The organism is Bradyrhizobium sp. CSS354, assembly GCF_029051725.1.
GTDB lineage: Bacteria > Pseudomonadota > Alphaproteobacteria > Rhizobiales > Xanthobacteraceae > Bradyrhizobium.
This window is the reverse complement of sequence record NZ_JAACFU010000030.1, coordinates 25,618-50,530: the sequence shown is the minus strand read 5'-3', so window position 1 is coordinate 50,530 and position 24,913 is coordinate 25,618. Positions and strand designations below refer to the sequence as shown.

22 protein-coding genes and 1 tRNA gene are annotated in these 24,913 nt (G+C 61.3%); 12 read left to right on the top strand and 11 right to left on the bottom strand.

The window, feature by feature from the left end; genetic code table 11:
- Together GWG67_RS36160 and chpT are read right to left on the bottom strand one after the other, a co-directional pair.
- Positions 1-814 (bottom strand): Hpt domain-containing protein (locus GWG67_RS36160; protein WP_275174453.1); only part of this gene is annotated, 814 nt, incomplete at its 3' end.
- Between the two features lie 195 nt (positions 815-1,009).
- Complete coding sequence (gene chpT / locus GWG67_RS36155) at positions 1,010-1,663, bottom strand: histidine phosphotransferase ChpT (RefSeq protein ID WP_018458347.1); 654 nt, start codon at positions 1,661-1,663, stop codon at positions 1,010-1,012.
- 170 nt (positions 1,664-1,833) lie between these two features.
- Between chpT and GWG67_RS36150 the strand changes: the two genes are divergently transcribed.
- Positions 1,834-2,670 carry a 3'(2'),5'-bisphosphate nucleotidase CysQ gene (locus tag GWG67_RS36150; protein WP_275174452.1) on the top strand — a complete coding sequence of 279 codons (837 nt, stop codon included), beginning with the start codon at positions 1,834-1,836 and terminating at the stop codon, positions 2,668-2,670.
- A 5-nt stretch (positions 2,671-2,675) separates the two neighbouring features.
- Here GWG67_RS36150 and GWG67_RS36145 read toward each other — a convergent pair whose 3' ends face one another.
- Entirely contained in the window at positions 2,676-3,161 is a 486-nt protein-coding gene (locus tag GWG67_RS36145; RefSeq protein WP_275174451.1) for a YHS domain-containing (seleno)protein, read from the bottom strand.
- Between the two features lie 139 nt (positions 3,162-3,300).
- Between GWG67_RS36145 and GWG67_RS36140 the strand changes: the two genes are divergently transcribed.
- The 7 genes from GWG67_RS36140 to GWG67_RS36110 all read left to right on the top strand — a co-directional run bounded on the left by GWG67_RS36140 (position 3,301) and on the right by GWG67_RS36110 (position 12,356).
- Positions 3,301-3,906, top strand: a complete 606-nt coding sequence (locus GWG67_RS36140) for a DUF1134 domain-containing protein (RefSeq protein WP_007606270.1) — start codon at positions 3,301-3,303, stop codon at positions 3,904-3,906.
- Between the two features lie 119 nt (positions 3,907-4,025).
- The gene (locus GWG67_RS36135) at positions 4,026-5,324 is read left to right on the top strand and encodes a hypothetical protein (protein WP_275174450.1); all 1,299 of its coding nucleotides are present in this window, start codon (positions 4,026-4,028) and stop codon (positions 5,322-5,324) included.
- 156 nt (positions 5,325-5,480) lie between these two features.
- Positions 5,481-5,555: transfer RNA gene (locus tag GWG67_RS36130), tRNA-Val, on the top strand.
- Positions 5,556-8,577: 3,022 nt separating this feature from the next.
- Positions 8,578-10,359, top strand: coding sequence for a ThiF family adenylyltransferase (locus tag GWG67_RS36125; RefSeq protein WP_275174449.1), 1,782 nt, complete (start codon positions 8,578-8,580; stop codon positions 10,357-10,359).
- A gap of 2 nt (positions 10,360-10,361) precedes the next feature.
- Positions 10,362-10,871, top strand: a complete 510-nt coding sequence (locus GWG67_RS36120) for a Mov34/MPN/PAD-1 family protein (protein WP_275174448.1) — start codon at positions 10,362-10,364, stop codon at positions 10,869-10,871.
- Between the two features lie 343 nt (positions 10,872-11,214).
- Positions 11,215-11,697 (top strand): hypothetical protein, encoded by a 483-nt coding sequence (locus GWG67_RS36115; RefSeq protein ID WP_275174447.1) that lies wholly within the window; start codon positions 11,215-11,217, stop codon positions 11,695-11,697.
- 23 nt (positions 11,698-11,720) lie between these two features.
- Complete coding sequence (locus GWG67_RS36110; RefSeq protein WP_275174446.1) at positions 11,721-12,356, top strand: hypothetical protein; 636 nt, start codon at positions 11,721-11,723, stop codon at positions 12,354-12,356.
- A gap of 457 nt (positions 12,357-12,813) precedes the next feature.
- On the opposite strand, the gene GWG67_RS36105 is transcribed toward GWG67_RS36110, so the two are convergent.
- The 8 genes from GWG67_RS36105 to GWG67_RS36070 form a co-directional block, all read right to left on the bottom strand.
- A complete protein-coding gene (locus GWG67_RS36105) occupies positions 12,814-12,972 on the bottom strand; it encodes a hypothetical protein (protein WP_275174445.1) in 159 nt (52 codons plus the stop codon).
- A 24-nt stretch (positions 12,973-12,996) separates the two neighbouring features.
- A complete protein-coding gene (locus tag GWG67_RS36100; protein WP_275174444.1) occupies positions 12,997-14,280 on the bottom strand; it encodes a type II toxin-antitoxin system HipA family toxin in 1,284 nt (427 codons plus the stop codon).
- Positions 14,277-14,564, bottom strand: coding sequence for a helix-turn-helix domain-containing protein (locus GWG67_RS36095; protein ID WP_275174443.1), 288 nt, complete (start codon positions 14,562-14,564; stop codon positions 14,277-14,279). The genes GWG67_RS36100 and GWG67_RS36095 overlap by 4 nt, the downstream gene beginning before the upstream one ends.
- 741 nt (positions 14,565-15,305) lie before the next feature.
- Positions 15,306-15,602 carry a PilZ domain-containing protein gene (locus GWG67_RS36090; RefSeq protein WP_275174457.1) on the bottom strand — a complete coding sequence of 99 codons (297 nt, stop codon included), beginning with the start codon at positions 15,600-15,602 and terminating at the stop codon, positions 15,306-15,308.
- Between the two features lie 1,409 nt (positions 15,603-17,011).
- A complete protein-coding gene (locus tag GWG67_RS36085) occupies positions 17,012-17,743 on the bottom strand; it encodes an ABC transporter permease (RefSeq protein ID WP_275174442.1) in 732 nt (243 codons plus the stop codon).
- Positions 17,744-17,879: 136 nt separating this feature from the next.
- Positions 17,880-18,746 (bottom strand): ABC transporter ATP-binding protein, encoded by an 867-nt coding sequence (locus tag GWG67_RS36080; protein WP_275174441.1) that lies wholly within the window; start codon positions 18,744-18,746, stop codon positions 17,880-17,882.
- Positions 18,743-19,813, bottom strand: coding sequence for an ABC transporter substrate-binding protein (locus GWG67_RS36075; protein WP_275174440.1), 1,071 nt, complete (start codon positions 19,811-19,813; stop codon positions 18,743-18,745). Before GWG67_RS36075 ends, GWG67_RS36080 begins: the two co-directional genes overlap by 4 nt.
- A gap of 26 nt (positions 19,814-19,839) precedes the next feature.
- Positions 19,840-20,769: a TauD/TfdA family dioxygenase gene (locus GWG67_RS36070; protein ID WP_275174439.1), complete on the bottom strand. Its 930-nt coding sequence runs from the start codon at positions 20,767-20,769 to the stop codon at positions 19,840-19,842.
- A 565-nt stretch (positions 20,770-21,334) separates the two neighbouring features.
- Here GWG67_RS36070 and GWG67_RS36065 point away from each other — a divergent pair.
- The 4 genes from GWG67_RS36065 (at position 21,335) to GWG67_RS36055 (ending at position 24,818) form a co-directional block, all read left to right on the top strand.
- Entirely contained in the window at positions 21,335-22,678 is a 1,344-nt protein-coding gene (locus GWG67_RS36065; RefSeq protein ID WP_275174438.1) for an LLM class flavin-dependent oxidoreductase, read from the top strand.
- Positions 22,679-22,968: 290 nt separating this feature from the next.
- Entirely contained in the window at positions 22,969-23,439 is a 471-nt protein-coding gene (locus tag GWG67_RS39170) for a DUF1045 domain-containing protein (protein ID WP_369335510.1), read from the top strand.
- A gap of 292 nt (positions 23,440-23,731) precedes the next feature.
- Positions 23,732-24,202 (top strand): MarR family winged helix-turn-helix transcriptional regulator, encoded by a 471-nt coding sequence (locus GWG67_RS36060; RefSeq protein ID WP_275174437.1) that lies wholly within the window; start codon positions 23,732-23,734, stop codon positions 24,200-24,202.
- 352 nt (positions 24,203-24,554) lie between these two features.
- Positions 24,555-24,818: a DUF3551 domain-containing protein gene (locus GWG67_RS36055; protein ID WP_275174456.1), complete on the top strand. Its 264-nt coding sequence runs from the start codon at positions 24,555-24,557 to the stop codon at positions 24,816-24,818.
- Positions 24,819-24,913: the final 95 nt, after the last annotated feature.

Below are 24,913 nucleotides of genomic sequence, written 5' to 3'. Positions count from 1 at the left end.
TGCGGGTCAGCACCAGCTCGGAGACCATGGTCATCAGATGCTCCAGCGTATCCACGTTGACGCGGATCGACTGGTTGGCGATGCTGGCGCCCTCGCCGGCGCCCTCGTCGGCGATCGACTTCTTCGGTGCGGCCTTGTCCTTGGGTGCCTTGGTCTCCTTCGCTGCTTCCTTGGCAACAGGCACCGGGGCTTCAGCGGCAGGCTCAGGCTCGGCCTTGACTTCAGCTTTGGCAACCGGGGCCGGGACTTCGATCGCGGTCTCGCGGAAGGCGCGCTCGAGCTCGTCGAGCGAGACTTCGCCCGGACGCAGCGGACGCTCCAGGCTCTGGTCGGCCAGCACGCCGGAGGTCGGCGCGGCTTCCACGGCGACAGGCGCGTCCGGCACCAGCGGCGGCGCTTCAGCCACGGGAGCAGCCACGCCGGCCGCCATAGCCGCCATGCCCTGCTCGACCATGGCTTCCAGCTTGTCGATGAGATCGCGGTCGGTGCCCTCGGGCTCGGCTTCGGTCGCCTCCAGCCCGGCCAGAATTTCCTTGATGCGGTCGATCGAGGACAGGATCACCGTCACCGCCTGCCCGGTCACCGGCATGCCGTCACGGAATTTGCCCATCAGCGTCTCGCCGGCATGCGCCAGCGCTTCAAGTCGCGGCAATCCGAGGAAGCCGCACGTGCCCTTGATGGTGTGGACCAGCCGGAAGATGTTATCCAGGATCTTGGCGTTGTTCGGCTCCTGCTCGAACTTCACCAGCTGATTGTCCACGGTGTCCAGGCTCTCGCTGGTTTCCGTCAAAAACTCCCGCAACAGATCATCCATGAAAACAGGCCTTCATACAGGGAGGGCGCGCACAAGACGTGATGCGCCAATTCGGAATGGGGCCAGCTTCACCGCAAAGCGTTTAATATTGGTTGAGTATGTGGAAAAGAACGGAATCAACAAAGAGATAAGGCGCTCCGGACAAGCCGAAGCGCCTTGTAAAGATTCGATTAACGTTTGAGAGCGGCTTCGTGTCTACGACGCGATAATGGTGATGGCCTCGCCTTCGTGCGCGAGCCGCACCGTCAGCCCGCAAGCCTCTGCCAACAGCCGCGTATAATAAGGCTGGATCGCATGCGCATCCGCGGCCGGGCCGCGCTCGCCGCTCAGGAGCTCGGAGATGTTCTGCGGCAGGCGCGCATTGTGTCCAGTCGCGGTGATGCGGAAACTCATCGTCTCGCCCTCGCCGATCGGATCGATCGTCAGCGTGCCGCCGCGCGGGATCGTGTGCTGCGAAACGACCAACATGTTGAGCAACAGCTTGACGCGATTCTTCGGCAGCAAGATCCGCGGCAGATTCCAGGTGATCGAGCACTTGCCGTCCTCGATGTGGCCGCGCGCCATGGTCTGGGCGTCGCCGAGATCGATCTGCGCGCCGGACGAGCCGGCCGCACCAAAGGCGAGGCGGCAGAACTGGAGGCGGGCGGAGGCGGTCTTCGCGCTCTTGCGAATCAGGTCGAGTGCGAACTCGCGGTCGTCGGGCTTGGGATCGTCGTCGAGCACTTCGAGCCCATTGACGATGGCGCCGACAGGGCTGATGAGATCGTGGCAGACCCGCGAGCACAGCAGCGCAGCGAGTTCGAGCGCATCTGGAGCGGTGGCGGTAGCGGGTGACGAAGCGTCAGACATAAAGGGTTCCTGGAATTGCACGGCGCGGACGCGGCGAATCAAGCATGCTTGACGAATGCTGCTGGTTCTAACATTCGCAAGCCCGTGGCAGCTAGCTTGCGATCGGTTCGAAGCGGCCCTAATGCCGCGGCGAATCACTGAGTAGGGATGGAATTGCCGATGAATGAGGCATGCAGGTGAAGCGGATCATCGACGGCGCGGCCGCCTCCCACCTGATGGGGCCGCTCACCGCGCTGGTGGTGGAGGCCGGCGAAGCCATCCTCGCGGTCAACCGCACGGCGATGCGGGTCGACGGCAAGCAGGACGGCTCGCCGGTGACCGAGGCCGACCTTGCCGCCGACCGCATCATCGCGGACGGGCTGGCGGAGCTTGCGGGCGACATCCCGACGCTCTCGGAAGAGCGGACCCAGCTCGCCTCGCCGCCGTTCCGCGACAGCTTCTTCCTGATCGACCCGCTCGACGGCACCAAGGAGTTCGTCGCCGGGCGCGACGAGTTCACCGTCAACCTTGCCCTCGTGACATCGGGCGTGCCGCTGCTGGGCATTGTCAGCGCGCCCGCACTCGGGCTGCTCTGGCGCGGCATCGTCGGCCGCGGCGCCGAGCGGGTCAGGTTTGACGGCGCGACCATCGGCGCTGCCGAGCCGATCCATACCCGCAAGCTGCCGCCCCTGGGCGAACCCTGGATCGCCGCGGTGAGCCGTTCGCATGGGGATCCCAGAACCGAGGCGTTCATCGATCACCGCGCCAACGCAGTCAGGAAGACGGTCGGCTCGGCCGTGAAATTCGGCCGGATCGCGGAAGGCAGTGCCGACATCTATCCCCGCTTCGGGCCCACCTGTGAATGGGACGTCGGGGCCGGCTACGCGGTCGTGACCGCCGCCGGCGGCAGCGTGACCGACGGCAAGGGCGGCGTACTCCGCTTCGGCGAGCGGCACGAAGTCGGCTTCATCATCCCGGAGTTCATCGCCTGGGGTGACCCGGCAGGCGGCAAGACTCTGAAATCGTAAAGACGCTACTGGCTGAGCTTGTCCTGGAGGGCCGGCCAGCGCTTGCCCACCTCATAGAGGAAGCGCTCGGGATTGGCGGCGAAGGCGTCGCGATTGGCTTCCCGGCTGAACAGATAGAGCCGCTGCGCCGCGATCGTGAAGAAACGGGGGTTGGCCGCGATGGTGACGCCGCGGGCGATATCGACCGGATCGTAGCCGCCGAACTGCGGCCCGTAGACTTCGGGATGGGCCAGGAAAGAGGCCCGGTTGCCCTCGTTCCGAAAGCGCCAGACTGCGGCCCACAGGTTCGCCTCGAACTCGGCCGTCCCCTGCACGGCCGCGCCATCGACGAAATAGGCCACGGGGTCGAAGCCCTCGATGGCCACGCCGCTGAAACGGTTGACGACGATCCGCTCGGTGGTGGCCGCCTGCACCGGCACCCCCGCGCAGAGGATCCAAATGCCCGACAGCATGCAGACCAGAAGGCCGATCAAGGCAATTCCGGGGCGCAAAGGGCTGGCTTCCTGCCGTTGTGCCGTCATAGTTGCTGCGGATAACATCCGAGTCGAGGGGACATCCGGCGCAACCTAGAGCCGCGCCTGTTGGCGCCAGGTTAAGGAAGCGACCGGATTCGATACCAGGGGTTCTTTTATGACTTTCGCATCACGCCTTGCCGCAGTCGCGCTTGCCGCGATGGTCGGGTGGATCATTCCGGCTTCCGCCCAGCAGCCGCCGCCGCCCGATTTGCCGCCGCCGCAGCGGACCCCGACGCCCAGCACCTATGGGCCGGACGAACTCGTGAACGCCGGCCACCGTTTCTTCGGCAACGTCTCGCGCGGTCTCGCCTCGATCATCGAGAAGGCGGTCAGCCAATGGGGCCTGCCCAACGGCTATATCCTCGGTGAGGAAGGGTCCGGCGCTTTCGTCGCCGGCCTGCGCTACGGCGAAGGCACGCTCTACACCAAGAACGCCGGTGACCTCAGAGTCTACTGGCAGGGTCCCTCGCTCGGCTTCGACTGGGGTGGCGACGGCGCGCGTACCATGACGCTGGTCTATAATCTGCCCGCCACCAACGCGATCTACCAGCGCTTCGCCGGCCTCGACGGCTCGGCCTACATCATCGGCGGCTTCGGCATGACGGCGCTCACCGCCAACAACATCGTGCTGGTGCCGATCCGCTCGGGTCTCGGTCTGCGGCTGGGAGCCAATATCGGCTATTTGAAATTCACCCCGCGCGCGACCTGGAACCCGTTCTAGCGTCCCGCTTTCCCCTCCGGCGACGGATCAAGGTTAACGACGTGTCGGGGCTGGCTTTTTGCCGGCCCCGCATGCAATGTCCTTGGTAAATTTTTCCTTAGCTTTGGGAGTTCTGGCCCATGGTCGAACCGATCATGTACCTGGCGATCGGTTTCCTGCTCTCGATGCTGTGCGGTCTCGCGATCGTGCCGCTGGTGCATAACCGCGCCGTGCGCCTGACCACGCGCCGGCTCGAGGCCGCCACGCCCCTATCGATGGCCGAGATCCAGGCCGACAAGGACCAGCTCCGCGCCGAGTTCGCCATGTCGGCGCGACGGCTGGAGATGAGCGTCGACCAGCTCAAGAACAAGACCACGAGCCAGCTCGCCGAGCTCGGCAAGAAGAGCGACGCCATCAACCGCATGAAGATCGAGCTCGGCGAGAAGAACGCCACGATCTTCGCGCTCGAAGCGCGCGAGAAGGCGGTGAAGGAGCAGCTCCGCGCCACCGAAGAGGAATTCAACACCAAGACCGCCGCCCTGCGCGCCGCCGAGCTCGCGCTGACGGACAAGCAGGGCGAGCTCGCAAAGATCAATTCCGAACTGTCCGACCGCTCGATGATGGCGGAGAGCCGCCAGGTCGAGCTGGTTGTGGTACGTGCGCAGATCGAGGAGCTGAAGAACCGCGTCGGCGACGCCGAAAAGGAATTTGCCGCGACGCAGGCGCGGCTGGCGCAGGAGCGTACCGAGTCCGAGACCGCCTCCCGCGAGCTCGGCGACGCCCGCGGCCGCGTCGAGAATCTGAGCCAGCGCGTCACCGACCTAGATCGCCAGCTCATCGTGCAGGTGAAAGAGGCCGAGATGCTGTCGGGCCGCGTCGGCGATCTCGAGGGACGCCTTGCCACGCAGGGCAAGCTGCTCGCGGAGCGCGACTACGAGAACAACCAGCTCCGCCAGGCCAACGAGGGCAACGAGCGCACCATCAAGGAGCTGCGCGTCGAGATCGCGGCCTTGAGCGGCGGCAAGTCGTCGGCCGCAATGGAATCGATCCGCGCGGAAAAGACCGCGCTGGAGGAGCAGCTCCGTACCGCCCGCGACGAGCGCGCCAAGCTGCAGCGCGACATCAACGCGATCCAGCAACAGGCCGAGAGCTCCTGGGCGACCGAGCGGATGGAGAACGCGCTGCTGCGCGAGCGCATCAACGACATCGCCGCCGAGGTGGCCAAGCTCGCGATGCAGCTCGAAGGCCCGAACTCGCCGATCGAGGCCCTGCTTGCGGCCGAGGCCGGCCAGCCGCCGAGGCCGGCGCCGCGCCCGGCCAATGACGCCGCGACCAACGGCACGACCGCAGGCACCCTGCCCGAAGGCGGCGGAACACTGGCCGAACGCATCCGCGCGCTCCAGGCCCACGCCTCCCGCGCCCGGCAGCAGGGCGCGTAAGCGGCCGTAAAACGGTCTCACGGCCGCATTGCGGGGGCGGCGGAAGGTTTTCCGGCCCGGCAGCGCCTCGAAACTTGACACCTTCGGCCCGCACTTCTAAATCGCGGGCTCCAAAGCGCCGGCGGCCGAAACTCGGGTCGCCTGCATGATGGTTTCGGGTGCATAGCTCAGCGGGAGAGCGTTCCCTTCACACGGGAGAGGTCCAAGGTTCGATCCCTTGTGCGCCCACCATTCCTCCAGAATTTACAATAACTTAGTGACTTGCTTCCCCCACATTGTGCCCCAAAAAGTCTGGGGCACAACCCGGGCACGTTGCAAAAAAGATCATTGCTCTACCTGCGCCCGCCGCTCCGATCCCGACGGCAAATCAAGAAAGCTCGTGGATCTTTCAACACGAGATCCGCGTCGGCGCGTGACCTTTGGGCACGAGTTTCGTTGGGCGCTCGATAGGCGCGAGCACGTTGTGCTCGAGGCAACCTTCGCTGAGGTACCACTCGAGGAAGGTATCGTGCTCGCGCGGGTCCTTTGATGCTCCGCGCTTGCCGGTCTTGGCTGTGTTGTCCACTGCCGCCATGAGTTGCCGCCGCGTCAGCTCGGCAATGGCGAGCTCGAAATGGTTCTCGAGACCACGTCACCAGAGCAGACAGTGCTGGTTTCCAGTGACGACCTGCCGTCCGGTGAGGGACACCACATAGGGCCGCCTTCAATCATCAGGTTGCCAGCTCATGCACTGCTTCTCCGCCAGCTGTTGCCGTTGAGCCTCGCGCCCGACTTGGTTCGGATCGCTCCTATTGCCTACCTTCCTGGCGGCGATGGTGCCGACTACGACGAGACCTCTGTGGCAACATTGTAAAGCGGTAAGGACCAAGGGAGCCGGGAGTTCGCTTTCGGCATCCCCCCTACCTCGGGGTCGGCTTATGGTCATCGCCCTTCCAGATCGTGATGCTACTCGGGCGTATTGACCGGTTGCGGTGCCGTAGCGCTCGCATGGCTCGCAACGAAGGACCCAGTTCGCACCCTCCTGGATCACGACCGAGTATCAAACCTGCATCAGGCATTGGCGGATCGGGTCTCACCAGCTTCGTGGTGCTCAGGCCCGCATTCGGATCAACTGCCATTTCGAAGTCTCGTTCAAGCAGCTCTCGCAGGCGCTCGATGCGAGCGAACCGGAATGGATGGACCGGTTTGATCATCGGGCTAGGCCCCTCGGGTCGAATGCGAACAGTCGGATGATGAAAGCGACGAGCGCGCGACGGGTGACGCTCGTGAGTCGAGCTGTCGGTTCTCCGCCGAATGCCAGTCCGCGCCGTGGAGGCGGATCATCTCCCGACGGGACCGCTCGATGAAGATGCGCTCAACGCAAAAGCCGGCTGCAACTGAAGCCGCCAGCGCAAGGCCACAGGCCATATAGTCATTCATGAAATTCCAAAAAATGTTGCAGCCGGCAACTCCTACAAAAGTAAGTGCCATGATCACATTGCGAAATGCCTTAACCATGTGCCCCCCAGTCAGTCGGCGAGGAACTTTTACCATTGCAACCACGGCGATTGGCAGCGTTTGACCCTTGTGATGAGCCGTCTTTCTGCTCGATCAGCTTGGGTCCGGCCGCGCTGCAATTCCGGCTCTGGCTATTTCGCGGGCAACAACGCGGCGGCCTGTGCTCTCGCCTGCGTTGAACCGCCCGCGGCTCGCGCGCGCGGCGGTGCCGGCAAGCGGCAGGGCTCAGGTCGATTATCGCGCACCATCCACGCCGGTAGGGAGCATCGCTTCGCCTAAGGGCCAGCCCGAACCAAACAGATGCGTCCTCGATCATCCATGCCGCCAAACAATATCCATGAACCATTTAGAAAAGATTGCCGGCCGTTCCCGATCCGTAACTGATCGTAAACTGTGCGATGGCAACAAACGGCCATGGAAACCGAACGCCCGCTTGAAACGATACCTCAAGGCATCCGTAGGCAGAAAAAGCGGAGGCCGCTTTTTAATCAGTATCACCGGCAAATGCTCGATCCCCTTCGTGACTGCCATTGGGTGTCTTCTTCGAAGCTCCCCGATCACCCCGGAACAACGCTCGCTCTTTTACGAAACGGATGGATGGAGCGACGCTCAACCGGCGAAGGTGCCGAATATCGTATGACCGAAGCCGGTCTGACAGAACTTAGCCGCCCCCGATAATCCGCAGCCGGTGGGAAAACGACGAACGTGTCAAAGGCCATGGAATTGATCGTAGCTGGCTACGTGAGGGTGCGGGACCGACGCGCTCTACTCGACTTGCTGGCGCATCGACGCAAGCTGCTCGCCCAGCTGGAAGCCGTGTCGGGCATCAACCCAGAACGCGGCCAAAGCAATCCAAGAGGAATTGGCCATGATCGAAGCCGGCCTCGAAGAACTCAAAGCTCCGCCCGGTTCGCTGCCTGAGAACGAGTGGAGCTAGCGATGCGCGTTAACAAGATCAATTGGGACAAAATCGGCCGGGTAACGGAGCCGGGTCGATACAAGTGCTTCTTCGGATAAACGAGCGCGAGTTGCCAGGCAGCTCCTCGAGTGGTGGAATGGCCAGGTCCTGGACCTTCTGACCAAGAAGAGGCAATCGGCATATCCGGATTCGAGCTGGTGAAGCGCTAAATAGAGATCGTCAGCGCCATCGAGCTGGGCGGACTCACAAGCGCCTTTGCGACGGCGATTCATCCCTCTTCATATCAGTTCGACAGCATGATCGAACGTTCCGTCAAGATCGTTTCGGAGGCGATAGAGGGAGACCGACGCATACGGCACACCTTGTCCAGAAGCTGTATCGCGATTGTCGAGCGGCTCACATCGGCGCGTTTGAATGCACAGCTTTGAATTTCCGCGCAAATGTTCGCTCAGCGTCAGAGGGAGCGCGATCCGTTTGCAGACGCCATAGCGCCGGAACGCGGCGAACTGTCCATCGATTTTGCTGGAAACGTGCGCCCCCTTGCGGGACCAGCAGGAATTGTGCGCCTCATTTGAATAACGATCTCGAGATTCGCTGGAAAGGGAACGAAGCGGCGGTGCCGACGACCAAGGTGTGGATCTGTGCATTTGCAGCGTGCGTACGTCGGTCCCGTGGCCTAAGAGAGCAGAGAAAGAGAAGGAGTTCAAGAATGTCTAAGCCGCCTCACCCGTCTCATCCAGAGCATCCTGACGTGCCGCCGGGCCCGCCCAGTGATACGCCCGGCAAGGGACCACCGCGTCCCAGTTCGCCGCCCGACCACCGTCCAGTGGGCTAAGCTTGGCTGGGCGCAATAGGCTCGGTGGTGCCGACCAGGATTGGTGGGCGATCTGGCCCGAGGTGTTTGATGCCGAACTGGCGGCGTACGCCAAGTTGGGCATTTCGCCTCGGACTATCCACAAGGGCAATGGGATTCTGATTCTCGAAGCGGACTGGCCGGTAGAGGGGCAGTCCGCTTCGATGCTGTTGCGTATCGGATATTCGCCGCTACACCCGTTCTTTCGCCCGGCGGTCTCTGCGCCGAACGAGACTTTTGAGCGGCATCAGAACCCGCACAGTCGCGAGCTTTGCCTGCTCACGCAGGAAGCTGGGCAATGGGATTCCTACCAACTTGTCGCCGATTTCGTTCAAGAACGGTTGGACCACCTCCTGCTCGCCCTCGCTGCGAGAAGGGAGAGCCGCTGGGATGATGCAGCTAAGCTCGAGGAGCAGACCGCCGATCCCTTGATGCCCTACTTCGCAGGCGCCTCCGAGGACGACTCGGTGATCCTGTTCGACGGTCAGGCACCGCTTCCGCCAGCGCAACATGGCCTTTTGGAAATTGTTTGTTCGCCTCGCTCTAGTCGGACCAATGGGGCCGCGTTCGAAGGCGTGCTAAGGCAAGTGAAAGCCAGCAACGGTGCCGGCCTCGGAAAGCGATTCGGATTCGCGGCGCAGCCACAAGGCTTCCAAGTTGTTATCGGTCGCTGGGTCAAGTTCACTCCCCCTGCAACCGCGGACGCACGCGAGTTGCTCCGACTTGCCGAAGAGGAGCTCTCTCGGCAAGCTGTAATGCAGCCGGCGAGCGTGCGCAAAGTTAACCAGGCTGGACGTGGCCCTCTCTCGATCACCGGCATCGTGTTTCCGGATGAGGCCACCTACGGCTCCAAAAAGAATGGTTCGGGATGGTTGTTCCTCGCTGCGCGACCTGCGCTCGGTGACGGAGCAACGGTAGATGTGCCCCAGCTGATTCGCGGAGAACGGGCCGGGAGAGACGACATCTTCTCCCGCCTGCCTATAGCAAAGTCGCTTCTGACAAAGAAGGTCGTTGTGGTCGGGGCTGGCGCCATCGGAAGTTTTGCCGGTCTCGAATTGGCGCGGGCCGGGGTTGGAGAAGTTACGTTTCTTGACTTCGACACGATCCAGCCGGGCAACAGTCTTCGCTGGCCGCTCGGTCGGTCTGCTTGGGGAAGAAGCAAGTCTCAGGCCCTCGCAAACTTCATCGTCGAGAATTACCCGTGGACGAGCGCTGGTTTCGCCGAGGGCCGTCTCGGAGCGGCGTTCACGGACGTTACAGCGCTTCCCCCTCAAAATGCGCTTGCGCCGGTGTTCGATTTGCTCCGCGGCGCAGACGTTGTTGTCGACGCTTCGGCGTCGGAAGAAGTGCAGCTTGCATTGGCGCATCATTGCAAACGCCTGGGCGTACCGTATGTGGTCGGCTACGCGACCCACGGCGTTGCAGGCGGCTTGGTCGCACGTTTCTTACCGGACGGCGAAGGCTGCTTCATTTGCCTCAACCACCACTGGAAGGACGGTCGGATACCCCAGCCGCGAGTCGATAACGCGGGCATAGTGCTTCCGGTCGGCTGCAATTCTCCGACCTTCACTGGTGGCGGCTTCGACCTGCAGGAGGTCTCGCTCGAAATCGTGCGGACGACGGTGGGATTGTTGTCGGACGGCAATTACGATCCGGGCGCCTGGGCGGTAGCCGTGTTGACGCTCAGAAACGAAGATGGTTCGAGGACCCTGCCTTGCTGGGAGGCGCATCCCTGCCCTCCTCACCCTCAATGCTGCGGAGCCTGACGATGACGGTATGGCTCTCCTCACGCGTCATGCAGTCGATGAGTGAGGACGCGCAAGATCTCTCGCCGCTCGAGAACGGGGGCATACTACTTGGGTGGCGGTCAGGTGAGGACCGCATCGTCGTCGACCTCCGCGGCCCTGGCCCCCTCGCCCTCCACGGTCGCCATTGCTTTGTGCCGGACCATAAATGGCAGGTAGCCGAACTCGATAGAGCCTTCAAAACAAGCGCTGGCGACCTAGACTACCTGGGCGATTGGCATTCGCATCCTGACGGCATCGCGGAGATGAGCGATCTCGATTCAGCCACCCTGCTGCGAATAGCCCGCAAGGTGAACTCACCCCTTATGCTCATCGTGGCTGGAAGCGGCTCGGAATGGTTTCCACGGTGCTGGAAGGGCCAGATAGTGCGCTCGCTGCTCCGACGGCGACTATCGGCCACTCAGCAGGAGATCAAGATCTTTGATTCTTCTTCAGTCTGGCCGCGGCGACCTGCAGCTTCATCGAAACCGTAAGCAGCGCACACGGCAGTTCAATTTCGGCTTGGTCAACTTCGGGACGCGCTTAGCCGGCCATACGGCCTCAGCTTGTAGGTCCCGTCTAGCCACCCTTGAAGCAGCTTCTCGACCACCCGAGAGACCTTAGTCTTTTCTCTGATGGCCTTGATCTTGGCCTCGTCGATCGTGTGCTCATCGATCAAGACCTGCAGCGCAGTCTTGCCTTCGAGCGCGCGAGGCCCGCTTCGGCTCTTCCGCTTCGCTGGCCCGCTTTTCTTCGCCACAATTCGCCCGGATCGAGCAGCTGTGGCCCGAGTTCGGGCACTCGCTGCAGGTCCTGGCCGCCTCCGACGGCGGCGGGATGGCCTGGCGGACTGTCGACGGCGTCGAATATCTGACCCGCTACACGCGCCAAGACGGCAAGCAGAAGGTCAAATCCCGCGGACGGCGCAGCCCGGAGACCGAAGCCATTTTCGAGCAGTTCGAGAGCACCGTGCTGAAGGCCCGCCGCGTCCGGCGGGAGCTGCGGGAAGACGTCCTGCTGTCCTGCAAGCTGGCGAAGGCTCACGGCGTCGCCCGGCTTCGTGGGCGTCTGGCCGAGACCCTCGACTGGCTCTGGTACACGGGCGCCAGCAGCCGGCTCTCGCTGTTCGGCGGGACCGCCCTCCTCAGCTACGAAAGCGCTTCCGGTATCCTGGCGCCGACGGCGCTCGTCAAGGACCAGCACCTGCAGTTCGTGGCGCGGACCGAGGACCTCGAGACCCTCAACCTGGACGAGATCGCGAGGCCTGCGACGTCGATCAGGAGGGTGCCACCTACAAATACAACGACCACCGGTATCTGATCCGGACGAAACGCGAGAGGCGCATGCTGGCCGAGGTCTTCCTGCCGACCTACTTCGTCCGGCGCCTCGATGGCGACGCCCATGACGAGCTCAGGGACATGTTCCGGGAGCCCTGCACAAAGGCGCTGACGTTCAGCCGGGATATCCTAGCTGATCTTTCGATCCGACGTGTCGTTTTGGAGCACGCGAAGGCGTCGAAGTCGTTTCGAAGGTATTCCGCCTCCGCGGTACAGGAGGTGTGCGCGCAAGCTCAAAAAAACATGGCTTTGTTTTCTACCTACTCCCTCCGAAGACCCGAGAATTTTAAGCGGTGGGGAGGTGCGCACAGATTCAAGGGCGACGGTAATGTTTCTCTCTCGGTCCAACATCGCATTCGCAAGCCGATCGCTGGAGATCCCCTCGATGTTTGGGGTCGGCTATCCGCTCTGCTCCAAAACCCGCTCACAACACGCGAAGTTTGCTTGGTCCTTGGCAATATGCTGTCTGCGAAGACATTCTACGACGGACTGCAGAGCGAAGACCCCGAATCCGAAACGCTGCAGCTGAACCATCTTCTTCAGACCACGATTGCTGCCGCGGGAAGCGTAGGAGCTAAGCCGACCAGGACGAGGAGAGCGATCGCGGTTCGGTATCGCTGGGCTAGCTGTTCCACGCATTGATGAGCACGAAGGCGCGGCTGATCTGGTTGCTTGGCGCTGCCTACCGCTCGCTGGTCTCGAGGAAGAGCGCTCCACCAGTGCTGGCCTAGCTTGTCAGGTGTGTCGCTCTCGCAACGTCACAATTGTTCCATTGGCCTTCGAATCGTTTTTGACTTCACAGGGTGGCGAGCCCGGCGTTTGATTATGGCGGACCCCCGGGGTAAGAGCTTTTATCTCGAAGAGGCTTTGAGGCGGGTTCAAGAGGCCGCTGTCTAGCGCCAGCGGTCTCTTCGTTAGCTTCATCGAGAGAGTTCGTCCGATGCCGACGCAAATATGGGCTCTCGCAACGTCAGTCGGCTGGACAGTCATCGTGGCCGCGATCCTGCTCTATTTGATCTTCGCCCCCGGCTAATCCGGCGCTTATCTGCCGGAGCCTTGAAGGGACACGTCTAATGTGAGGTGATGGCAGCCGCAGTGACTACACGGGTGCAACGGATCGCGAGCAACCACCGATCACGCTCGACATCGACATCGATATCGGCATGCCGATCGCGGTGACGTTGATGCTGGTGCTGCCGTTGACGTCGACAGCGACATGTCGATGATGATCGGCAGCCTTGCTGCTGACCATCATCATCCTGCTGGCGGCCGTCACCGGAAACTATGCCCCACCGAGCAGTCGACGGCATTGCCCGGCTCTTGCGATCAGGTGCTCGGCGAGGCGCCCGATGATGGCATTGTCCAATCCGTCTTTCCGCGCTTGCTCCCGCACGGCGGCTACAATGTCCGGAAGCTGCTCGGCCATGGCAATCAGTCCGGCGATCACCTTGTCAGGATCGAGGCGCGTTTCGCGCGCGAATTTCTGCCAATCGCGTAAACTAATCTGGCTGAGCTTGTAATCACCGCCGATTTTCATCGCGAGCTTGATCTTCTGCAGATCGACGTCATCGTAAGGAAGAATGCTGGCGATGTCGTAGAGCGGCGCGAGCCGTACGTGAGGGCCTCCGGCCAGCAGCAGCGAATAGTTCTTGGCATGCGCATCCGTACCCGCAATCAGCCAATTGAAGCCTAGCGCGTCGACAAACGTGTCAACGTCGGCGACCCGATCCGTGGAGTAGGTGCGCAAAAGCCCGATCACATCGGCAGGGCTTGGTCCGCCATCGTTTTGATACTTCATAGTCGGCAGGATGCCGAGCGCCTGGCAGATGTCTTCCTGGTGGACACGGACGATCTCGTTCCCACTGAACTGCCGGTCGTAGCGCTCGATGACGATGGCGATTTCCTTTCCGAAATGCATCACCTGGGTGTCGGCGACGGGCAGACCGAGATGGCGCGCAAGCATGAGGCAGATATGTTCATTTTCCGCGTGTCCATCGAAATGGCCAGTCGGCGGTTTGAGGATATGCGTCGTCGGAATCCGCCCGGAGGGAATTCCCCATTTGCCCTTTTGCAGAAGCAAGGCGGTTTTGGGTTGGGCGCCTGCAAGGCTGAATTGTCCGGTATCGCGCGGCAGCCGCCAGGCGGCGTGATCCTCACGTAGGGTCTGCAGGCGTTTAGCGATCGCCGTTTCGTCGAGCCATTCGACCTTGTCTTCGGCGCCGCCTCGCAAGGCCTCCAGCCGATCGGGCGTGACGAACTGAACGGCACCCGCGCAGTCCTCGCCGACATGGGAAATAAGAGCAAACACGTTGCGCGCGGACACCTGAAATCTTCGAGCCCACCGTTCGAGCACGCGTTCGTTGTCGGGTAGGAGTCCCCAGAGGAAAGCCTGCACGGCGGAAGGGCCGTGCTCTTCAGCCGCGAGCGGCATGGACAGCGACAGCGGATAGGCTCCTTCGGCCTGGCGCCAGTACTTGTCATAGACGAAGGTGAGCCGGCCACGAGCGTCATTGCGCACGCAGCCGATTTCCTGAGCATCCAGCAGAGCAACAAGTTCGCTGGTCATGCCTTTTTCTTCCTGGCCTTGGCCACGATGGCGTTGATATCGACGGCTGGCCTGGCGGCCTCGCGGGCGGGCGCTTGTTCGGTGCCCGCATCCAGGCGAATGTCCAGGGCATCAAGGGCGCGAAGGATCAGCCCGAGCTCAGCGCGCGCGTGACCGTGCTCAACCTCGATCACCCACTGGCGGCTGACGCCAATGCGTTTGGCAAAGGTCGATTGATCGAGTTTGAGCTTCTTGCGCCGGTCGCGAAGGACGGCGCCGAGTTCGGCCGGAGTGCGTATGAGCATGGGATTCCCAAATGTCAACGTTCGCTTACTTTAGCATATGTCGACGTTCGCTGACAACCTAAAATGTCATCGCTCGATGACATCCACGCATGTCACCGAATGCCGACATTCGTATTCACGTGTGAATCGAGCCGAATCGGCGTCGATATTCACCCCGGCCCTCTACATCCGCTCCGGCTTCTTGATCGATTACGGACGGGTCGTGCTCGGCCATGATAGGCGACAAACCTCAGCATCTATCAGGCCGTCGCGCGTCGAGGCGCGGCACTTTCCGACGGATCACAAGGGCAATCTGATCAGAGGGCGACCCGCCGTCGGCGGCAATTCAACGCGCTGATCCAGCCGAAATTCTCACTGACGGCTTCGCCAGATGACAGGGCTAGACCTCACCGGGTTCAAACGACAGCCCCTTCCCACGTGATCTAATCGACACGACCGAGGTCGCGTTAGGCTGCAAGCCGATCCAAGCTCGTCGTAGACATTATCGAGCGCGAGAGGCCGACAATACGTCAGCTGGTGGAGCGCCTGGCTGAAGCACGCGGCAATCGGGTGATGGCCGGTCCGTCGGAAAAGATCACGAAAAAATCCAGACCCGGTTCGAGGCTGGTGCCGCCGACGAGATCAACGTCATGCCGCCTTTTCCTATCTAGCGGTTTCGACCAGTTTTCGAAGCAGGTGCTGCTCGTTGCGGCGATATGGCGTATTCCGGAACGGCTATACCGGTGCGACGCTACGGGAGCACTACGTCCTGAGACCGTCGCACCGCCGGCTGGTTACAAATTGGACTCCGATTTCCGAGCCGTCCAGTCGAATCAGCTTGCATCGCCGGTAAGCTAATCCGACGGTTGAAAGCAGCAGGAAGAACTGGCGAGCTTTGAGCACGTCAGTCGATCCATCAATTCGAAGACGTGCTCCGGTGTCGGAAACGTCGATGAGAATGCAATCGCGCCGCCACGTGCCGTCCAACCCTAAAAGCGTTGCCCGGTACTCGTGCTCGAAGCGAACGCGCTTTGATTTTCGCTTATCCCATCCATACATCCAATGGCCTTCAGTCCAGATCGGGCGAAGCGGAGTCAAATTGCTCCTCATCTGGCCTTGCATCTGCAATTAAGAGGAAATGACAACTACCAAGAGGCAAAATATCTGTCGGCTTGATACGAAAACAAAGATACTGAACGCGGGCGCGGCTCTCGCGGCCACTTTCCGAAGATGGTTCGTGGGGGGCTCAGGCGACGTAGTTGGAGACGCTCCGGGACAACAGCGATTAAGGTCTACAAAGACGGCAACACGGCCGACCAGAAGCAGAGGTTGAGCAGAGGAGCGCAACTTCAGCTGCCGACAGCACCAGAAGCTGCTGCTGACAAGATCAACAATGCCTATGAGGAACTCAATTTTGGCGAGGAGTAGAGATCAGGTAATCTCCGCTCGGTTCGCCGGTTCATCATGAAAGATTAGTCAAATACGGCGCATAATTCCTGCTGGTCTCCCAAGGGTTCGCTCTTTTCCAGCACGATCAGCTGGCATTGCGCCGCATTCACACACCGTTCAACCCTGTGGCGCGTAAAGGGACGCGATCACTAGTCCGCAGTAGAATAGAGCACAGCATCTGCGCTCAGATGCAGAGCAGGGCTGTTGAACGCGGGAAACGTCTCCGGCGTGGCGCAATCGCGACGCGAAGCCTATTGGGCTTCGTAAACAACTAGGCTGATGCCGCCCGATTTGAGCGCCGTTAGCTACTCCTCACTTACGACCGCCCTCTGGGCGCAATGACGGCTCTCTACAGTGGCCTGGGCACGAGTGAAAAACATAGGTCTGAGATCGTTTTTGACTTCACAAGTGGCGAGTCCGGCTTCGATTCTGGCGGTCCCCAAGTAAGGGCTTTTATCTCAAACAGGGTTTGAGGTAGCTTCAAGAGTCCGGCTGTCCAGCGCCAGCGTGTCTTAGGTTCATCGGGAGAGTTCGTCCGATGCCAATCCAAGTATGGGCTCTCGCCGCGTCAATCGGTTGGACAGTGGTCGTGGCCGCGATCCTACTCTGTTTGATCTTCAGCCCTGACTGATCCGGCGCCCCTTACATGGGGCGAGACGGCTAACCGTCGTGATTGCGCAGCGGTGTCCAGGGGAGTGCCGGGTGGATAGGGCTGGGCAAGAGGATCCACAAGCGCCCCGCGGAATTGGAAATGGAGGAGAAATCGTCTTCTGCCGGAGCCTCGAAAGAACACCTCTAACGTGAGGTGATGCCAGCAGCAGCGACTACACGGCTGCCACGCATCGCGAGCCACGACCAATCGACATCGATATCCGCATGCCGATCGCAGGGGTGTTGATGCTGGTGCTGCTGTTTGCGCCGAAAACGACATGTCGATGATCGGCGGCAATCTGGCTGATCCGCCGAACATGGTTACGCAGGCTGCCGGCGCGGGACCTGCGAGCGGCGCCTGCCCCATATCATGCGGTCACTGGCGCTTTCCACCGCATGAAGCGCCGCTCCAGTGCCTCCAGAATGGCATTGAACGCCAGCCCGATGACGGTGATGCTGAGGATGCCGAAATACATCTGCGGAATCAGGAAGCTGTACTGGCTGTTGATGATGAGATAGCCGAGGCCGGCCTTGGCGCCGACCATTTCGGAGGCCACCAGCACCAGCATGGCCGACGCACTGGCGAGGCGAATCCCGACGAAGATAGTGGGAAGCGCCGCCGGAACGATCACCTTGCGAAACAGCTGCTGCGGGGTTGCACCCATGGTCCGCGCCGACTTGATCAGCAACGGGTCGACCTGCTTCACCGCGGCAACGGTGTTGAGCAGGAGTGGCCAGGCGCAGCTATAGATTACCATCGTGATCTTCGACAGCTCGCCGATTCCGAGCAACAGGATGAAGACCGGCAGCAGCGCAAGCGGCGCAGTGTTGCGGCAGACCTCGATGAACTGGTTCACGAGATTGCCAAGTCCCGCATACCAACCCACAGCCACGCCAAGCGGGACGATCAAGGCGACCGAAATGAGAAATCCGCTCAAGGCGCGCAGCAGGCTGGCGGCGACGTCATCATAGAGCTCGCCGGTTTGCGCAAGCTGCCAGCCCGCAGCGATGACCTCCGAGAAGGGTGGCAGGAACACGGGATCGATCAGCCCAAGCCTCGGAGCCGCCTCCCACGCCGCCAGCAGGGAAATCAACAGCAATGAGCGGTGTCCGAAGGCAGCCAGCCCGCGAGCCGTGGCGCGGATCCGGTCCGCCGCTGGCGATGCGGATTTTTCCACGCTGGTGAGCGGCTCTCGGCGCCTGTGAGCAACCTCCAGCAATGTCAACATTTCGAGACTAGACATGGGCAACCTCTTCCACTTTGCGGGCGGCACGCTGCGTACCAATGGCGCCGGCCAACTGTCCCTCCTGGGCTTTCAACACTTCCTCGCGCAACAGACTCCAGACCTCGTGACGCACGCGGCCGAACTCGGGCAGCGAACGTACGTCGTCATCGTCGCTGCGGAGCACATCCGGAATGTCGAACACCTGCTTGATCCGGCCCGGGCGCGACGTCATCACTGCCACCCGCTGGCCGAGCACGATGGCCTCGTCGATACCGTGGGTGATGAAGACGATCGTCTTGCCGGTCGCGCGCCAGATCCGCAGCAGCTCACCCTGCAGCGTCTCGCGCGTCTGGGCGTCGAGCGCGGCGAACGGCTCGTCCATCAACAGCACCTCGGGATCATAGGCGAGGCTTCGCGCGATCGCGACACGCTGCTTCATGCCGCCGGAGAGCTCATGCGGATAGCGGTCGGCAAAGCCGGACAGCCCGACCAGGTCGAGGAAATGCCGCGCGATGTCGCTCCGCTGCTTGGCCTTGAGCCCGGCGATATCGAGACCGAACTCGACATTCTGTTCGGCGGTACGCCAGGGAAACAGCGCATACTGCTGGAACACGATGCCGCGGTCGCGACCGGGTCCTGCAATCGGCCGGCCATCGAGCAAAATCCGACCGCTGGTCGGCAGCGTGAGCCCGCCCAGCAGATCGAGCAAGGTGGATTTCCCGCAGCCGCTTGGGCCAACCAGGGCGAGGAATTCGCCGGAGCGAACATCGAGCGTGATGTCTTCCAGAGCGGTGAAGTGGCGGCCTGGTCCGCCGCCCTCGCCGCGCACGACAAACTCCTTGCGGACATGCTCGAAGCGGATCTTCACAGTGGTCATTGGGCCTCCGCCGTCTTTCCGGGACGGAAATAGTTGAACGCATTGGTGTAGGTGTCGGAAGCCTTGACCTGACCCGGCTTAAACAGGCCGTCCTTCACCAGCCAGTCGATCCACACCTGGATCTCGCTGTCCGAGATCACGCCGCCCTTGGACGCAACGCCGGTGCTCTTCCAGTATTTGATCGAGGAGGCATCCTCGTTGCGTTTGCGCTCGGTGATGATCTTGTCGAACCGGGTCCTCACCTCTTCCGGAGGTGTGGTCTGCGCCCATTCGATCGCCCGCGAAATCCCCTCCACCAGCTTGCGCGAGGCATTGGGATTGTCGTTTATGAACTTCTCTCGCAGCACATAGGCACCGCCGGTGAACTGGCCGAACAGATCGGTATCGTTGAAGAGAGACCGGATGCCGCCGCGCTCAAGCGCCTTGTCGCGCAAGACGCCGCTCAACGCGCTCACTTCGACCTGGCCCTGGCGCAACGTTTGCTCGCCGCTGACTGGCGGGATCGCCACCAACGTGACCTGCTTGGCCTCGCTTGCGCTGAGGCCGGACCTGGCCAGGTACTCGCGCAGCACGAATTCCAAATGTGCGCCCAGCGTGTTGACCGCCACCTTCTTGCCGATCAGGTCACGCGCGGTCTTGATCGGGCTGTCGTCCTTCACGAAGTAGCCATAATTGGTGTTGACATCGGAGCCGTAGTAGCCGACCACCGCCTTGACCGGGGCCTTCGCCGCGATCAACTTGAGGATCGCCCCATAGAACGCGCCGCCGATGTCGATATCGCCGGCGACGACGGTCTGGATGTCCTGCGGACCGCTGATGGTATTACCGACCCATTTGAGCTTGAGCGGCGCAAGAAAACCGAGGTCCTCGGCCAGCTCGATAAACGTCACCTGCCCGGCCGATCCCTGGTAGCGGATCTCGGTCTTATCGAGCGGCGGCTCGGCGAATGCCGGGGCCCTGAGGCCGAGCGCCACGGCGCCGGCCAGCAAAGCCCGCAACCCCTTGCGGGTGGCACGTCCCAACCGGGCGCGCCTTGCGCGAAGCAATCGAAATATAGCGTTCATCATTGCGAACTCTCCTGAGCGAATCCGGATCAAGCGGCTTTGGCGGTCTGGGGCTTGGATGTCTCGACGCGCGTCACGCTGCGGCGACCGTCGACGCTGAGCGGTACATCGCCATCGATGGTGGCGCGGCGCACAACGCGGCGCTGGTCGCCATACTCGTTGACCGCGTAATGTTGCGTGGCGCGATTGTCCCAGATCGCAACGTCGCCGGCCTCCCAGCTCCAGCGCACGGTGTTTTCCGGCGCCGTGATATGCGACTGGAACAGCTCGAACAGCTTCTGGCCGTCGTATTTCGGCAGGCCGACGAAGCGCTGCACGAAATTGCCGAGCACGAGCGTGCGCTCGCCAGTCTCGGGATGGACACGGACGACCGGATGCTCGGTCTCAAAGATCGTTCCGGTGAACACCTCGTCGAAGTGCTTCTTGTCCGCCTCGGTTGCCCGCGTCTTCACGGCATAGTCATAGGCGTTGCTATGAACGGCCCACAGTTCGTCGGCGAGCTTGCGCAGCGGCGCCGGCAAGTCGAGATAGGCGGCTGCCGTGTTCGACCAGACGGTATCGCCGCCGTAGGGTGGAATCACCACGCCGCGCAGCACCGAGATTTTCGGATAGGCGTCGACGAACGTGACATCGGTATGCCATTGGTCGGCGCGGCCACCGCCCCGGCCTGAGTCCAGCTCCAGGATCGACGACGTGCCCTTGAGCGCGCCGACCGTCGGATGGGGCACCAGCTTGCCGAGCCTGATGGCAAAGCGTTCCTGTTCGGCATCGTCGAGATCTCCCTGGTCCCGGAAGAAGATGACCTTGTGTTCGAGCAGCACCTGATTGATGACACGGATGGTCTCGTCCGAAAGGTCGCCCGACAGTTTGACGTTCCTGATCTCGGCGCCGAGCCTGGCCGCACGCTTGACGATGTCGGCGCGCGGAATGACGTTGTCGATGGTTGTCGTGTTGCTCATGGTCGTGCTCTCGTCACTGCGATCCCGTGGACAAAGCTCCGCCATGCGCCGGTCGCGGAAACGACGGCAGAGATAGATGAAATCATTTCAGGCTAGGGGCGCTACTCGGCCGCAACGTGCTCCGGCAGATGGCCCGAGCCGGCACATCGGTCACGGCGATCGGATTAGAGCATGATGAAACGCCCTCGCATTGCGGGCTTGAATGGTACGAGCGATCGATCGTCAGTCAATGAAATGAAACCAGCTTTGTTTTCGGCGAGAGGCAACGAACGCTTCATTAGCAATGCTGACACTGAAAGATTTGCAATGATGACTGCCCGCCCGGCTGCAAGAGCGGCGCAATTTGACGCGACGCAACGCACTTCTCGTCCAGAGACGCGATAAAATCGTTACAGCCGCCGTCGTTTCTCATCGTGACGACTGCCCTGGTTTTTGATTGGCGCTCTGGTCGCAAGCTTCATGCTTGCATCCACCTCAACAACGCAAATTCATTTCATCGACATCCGCGGGACTGCAGACGTAGAGTCTCGCTTGCTACAGCTCCCAATGCACGCGGATCTCACAAATGAGCGAACGACGGCAGCTTTCCCTCAACTTCTTCATCTATCCGGACGGCCATCACGAGGCTGCCTGGCGCCACAGGAGTTCGGCGGCCAATCGCATCCTCGACGTCACCTACTATCAGGAGCTGGCACAGCGCGCTGAAGCGCACAAGTTCGACGCGGTTTTCTTCGCCGATGGCCCGGCGCTGGCGGACAATGTCCGCTATGCCCAGCGGTTTCGGCTCGAGCCGATCACCCTGCTCACCGCGATCGCCTCCGCCACCCAGCGGATCGGCCTGATTGCCACGGCATCGACGACCTATACCGAGCCCTACAATTTGGCGCGGCTGTTCGCCTCGCTGGATCACATCAGTAGCGGCCGGGCCGGCTGGAACATCGTGACAACGAGCACGCCGCAGGCCGCGCAGAACTTTGGCTTGCCCGAGCATCCTCCGCATCACGAACGCTATGAGCGGGCGCGGGAATATCTCGATGTCATCACGCGGCTTTGGGACAGTTGGGAGGACGACGCGCTCGTCAACGACCCCATCTCGGGTGTTTTCGCCGACACCGGCAAGATCCACTCAATCAATCACATCGGAAAGCACTTCCGCGTGCGTGGGCCGCTCAACATCTCAAGGACGCCGCAGGGACGACCGGTCTATGTCCAGGCCGGCTCTTCCGACGACGGACGCGCCTTTGCGGCGCGTTTCGCCGAAGCCATCTTCACCGCGCATCAGACACTGGCGAGCGCCCAGGAATTCTATGCCGACATCAAGCGTCAGGCGCGCGCCTTCGACCGCAGTCCCGATCAGATCAAGATTCTACCCGGCATCAGTCCTTTCATCGCCAGCACGCAGATCGAGGCCGATCGGCTGCAGGACGAGTTCAACGAGCTGATCCAGCCCGAGTATTCGCTGAGCCAGCTACGCCAGATGATCGGTCTCGACCTCTCCGGGTTTGATTTCGACGGCCCCTTTCCTCGTCATCTGATCGATACCGAGGGCGCCCACGGCGCTGCCAGCCGCTTCAAGCTGGTGATCGACATCGTTGATCGCGAGAAGCCGACGATTCGTCAGCTCGTACAGCGCCTGGCCGGCGCCCGCGGCCATTGGGTGATAGCCGGACCGCCGGAAAAGATCGCCGACAACATTCAGACCTGGTTCGAGAACGGCGCAGCCGATGGTTTCAACGTCATGCCGCCCTGGCTGCCCGGCGGGTTCGACATCTTCGCCGAGCAGGTCGTGCCCATTCTGCGCAAGCGCGGCCTATTCCGTCACGATTACACGGGCACAACGCTGCGCGATCATTACGGCCTGGACCGGCCGGCCAGCATCTTTTCCAACGCCATTCAGGCGATAGCATAATTCGCCTGACAACACTGATTTGACGATGCCGCGAAGCCTAACGGGTTGTTTTCATTGGGTCGCTGGACGGCGAAGGCGTAAGCGAGGGGAGATTTATCTATGCCCCTCATAAGAAGTCGGGATCTGAGCGAGGTTCACTCCCGGTGCACGGATTCGGCGAATAGATCTGTCCTTCTGCGGCCGTGCCTTCCAGACATCTTATAAGTGAGTTGTCGCGCCGAGTTTAGCCGGCGGGTGATCAAGTCTCGACGGCAAGGAAGAATGACTCGGGGCCGGAAGGCGGGATCTGGATGCGCCTCGTCCGATGGGGCTACCCGTACGTTTTCGATCGCTTCCGCTTCCGCATGACCCGAACGCGCTCCCGCCGATCCTCAGCCCAGGTACGGCAGGAGTTGGATACGGTCTTCGCTCCCTGTTCCTCGACAATTAAGGGCCGGATTGTCGGACAGCCGACGAACGAAATCCTCTGCCTCGTCGGGCGGCAACACGCGCTCGTGGGCGGCAATAGACGAGATGCAACGCTGCGATCGCGCTTGAATTCGGCGTTCCGGCGACCGTTTTTGATGAATTCCACCGTGTCGATTGTGCAAAGTTGCGATTCCGTTAAGCGCAGAGCTGCCCCACTCTCGAGAGATATTCGAGCCGTTGTCCAGATCCGAGTACGGTCTCTTCCCGCATTGGGGGCAACCTGTGGCCGGAGCGTAAGAAATGTAGTGTCGCGCCGGTGTGCGCGACACTACGAATCGAGGGTCTCTTTTTGAGCGGCGAGCCTACTATCTTTGGTGAAGCCAATAGGTTGGCAAGCAGTAGCCGCCGACATGGAGGCCGGGAGTCTCGCCGGGAGTCTCGTACTTCGGGCCACTTCTTGGCATTCTCCAATAATCGACGGAAGTAAGCACGTGAGGCCCAACACATTGTCCCTCTTTGAACCTTGTCAGCGCGAACGAGCTTTGAGCAGGGTCCTAACATTCGACGGCACCGCATTTGGCTAAGCAAGCAACGCGAGGGGGAAATGGCTCTGCTGAGAGTCAGGAGGTGGTGCGGCGATTAACGTTGGAGATCAGATCCCTCAACGTCTGTCTGGAAGATTTTCTTCACGTTCGAGCCGAGGCACTCGGCATTAGTGGAACACAATTGGCGATCTTGATGGCGGTGATGGACTTAGACAAGGATGGCGGTGCGCCGGCCGGAGTGGTCGCAAAACTGATGAAAGTCGACCCGTCCTTCATCACGCTACATTCGAAGGCGCTGGAGAAAGTCGGATTTGTGCGGCGCAAGACCGGTATCAGGGATGCTCGGGTCGTCCAGCTCTCGCTAACGGACAAAGCCCGTAAGCGTCTCGCGAACATCGCTGCACAACAGGAGGAACTGGATCAATTCGTTTTCGGTGAGCTTGGCATTGAGGAATCGATGAGACTGTCGAGCCGACTTGCAGCACTCAGGAAGCGGCTGGAGAGAGCTCGCCTGAAAGCCGAACTACTGGACACCGGCGCGGAGTCAGCCCGAGGGAGGGGCCGACGTTAGAAGGGAGGCGCTTTGGATGATCCACGGTTGCTTGAATGCCTGGGCCGCGTGCCCTCATGTGAAGCACTACCGCCATGAGGAGCACATGGGTTCCTCGCGGCGGCCAGTCGCAGCGGTGACAGGCTAAAGTTGCCATTTGTGGATCGAGCGCTAGTCGATTGGGCGAGTGTGAGGCCAGAGTTCTCCGCGGAGTTCAGATTTCTGACGTCCCCAACCTGTTACATCGGTCGGCCGCGAAGTCTTTGTGGAATCTGCAGATCGCGACGAAGTCCGTCGGCCAAGCCGTCTACGAAGCTGTTTGCCATTGACCAAGATCAAAACATCAATTCTAGATTTGGAGGTTAAAGGTCTCATGCGCAACCTTCCCTTTATCAGTGTGCTTGCACTTTCCATCCTCATCGGCTTTGCATCGCCATTGACCGCCGCTCCGCGGGGTCGTTCTTTCATTCCACCGGCTCGGCAGGACGTTTATTGCCTCCAGGGACGTATCTGGGGATATCCAGGCAATTGCCAGTTCTCGACCTATGACCAGTGCATGGCCACTGCCTCCGGTACCCTAGCCTATTGCGGGATGAATCCGATCTATGCATTCCAGCAACAAGGGCACCTGCGCTGATGGGTGATCGCCAAGTGTGGTCGAGACATCAGTCTTTGCTCCTATAAATCGACCCGCCGTGCTGGTTAAGCATTGGGCTTCCGCCTGGTTGGACG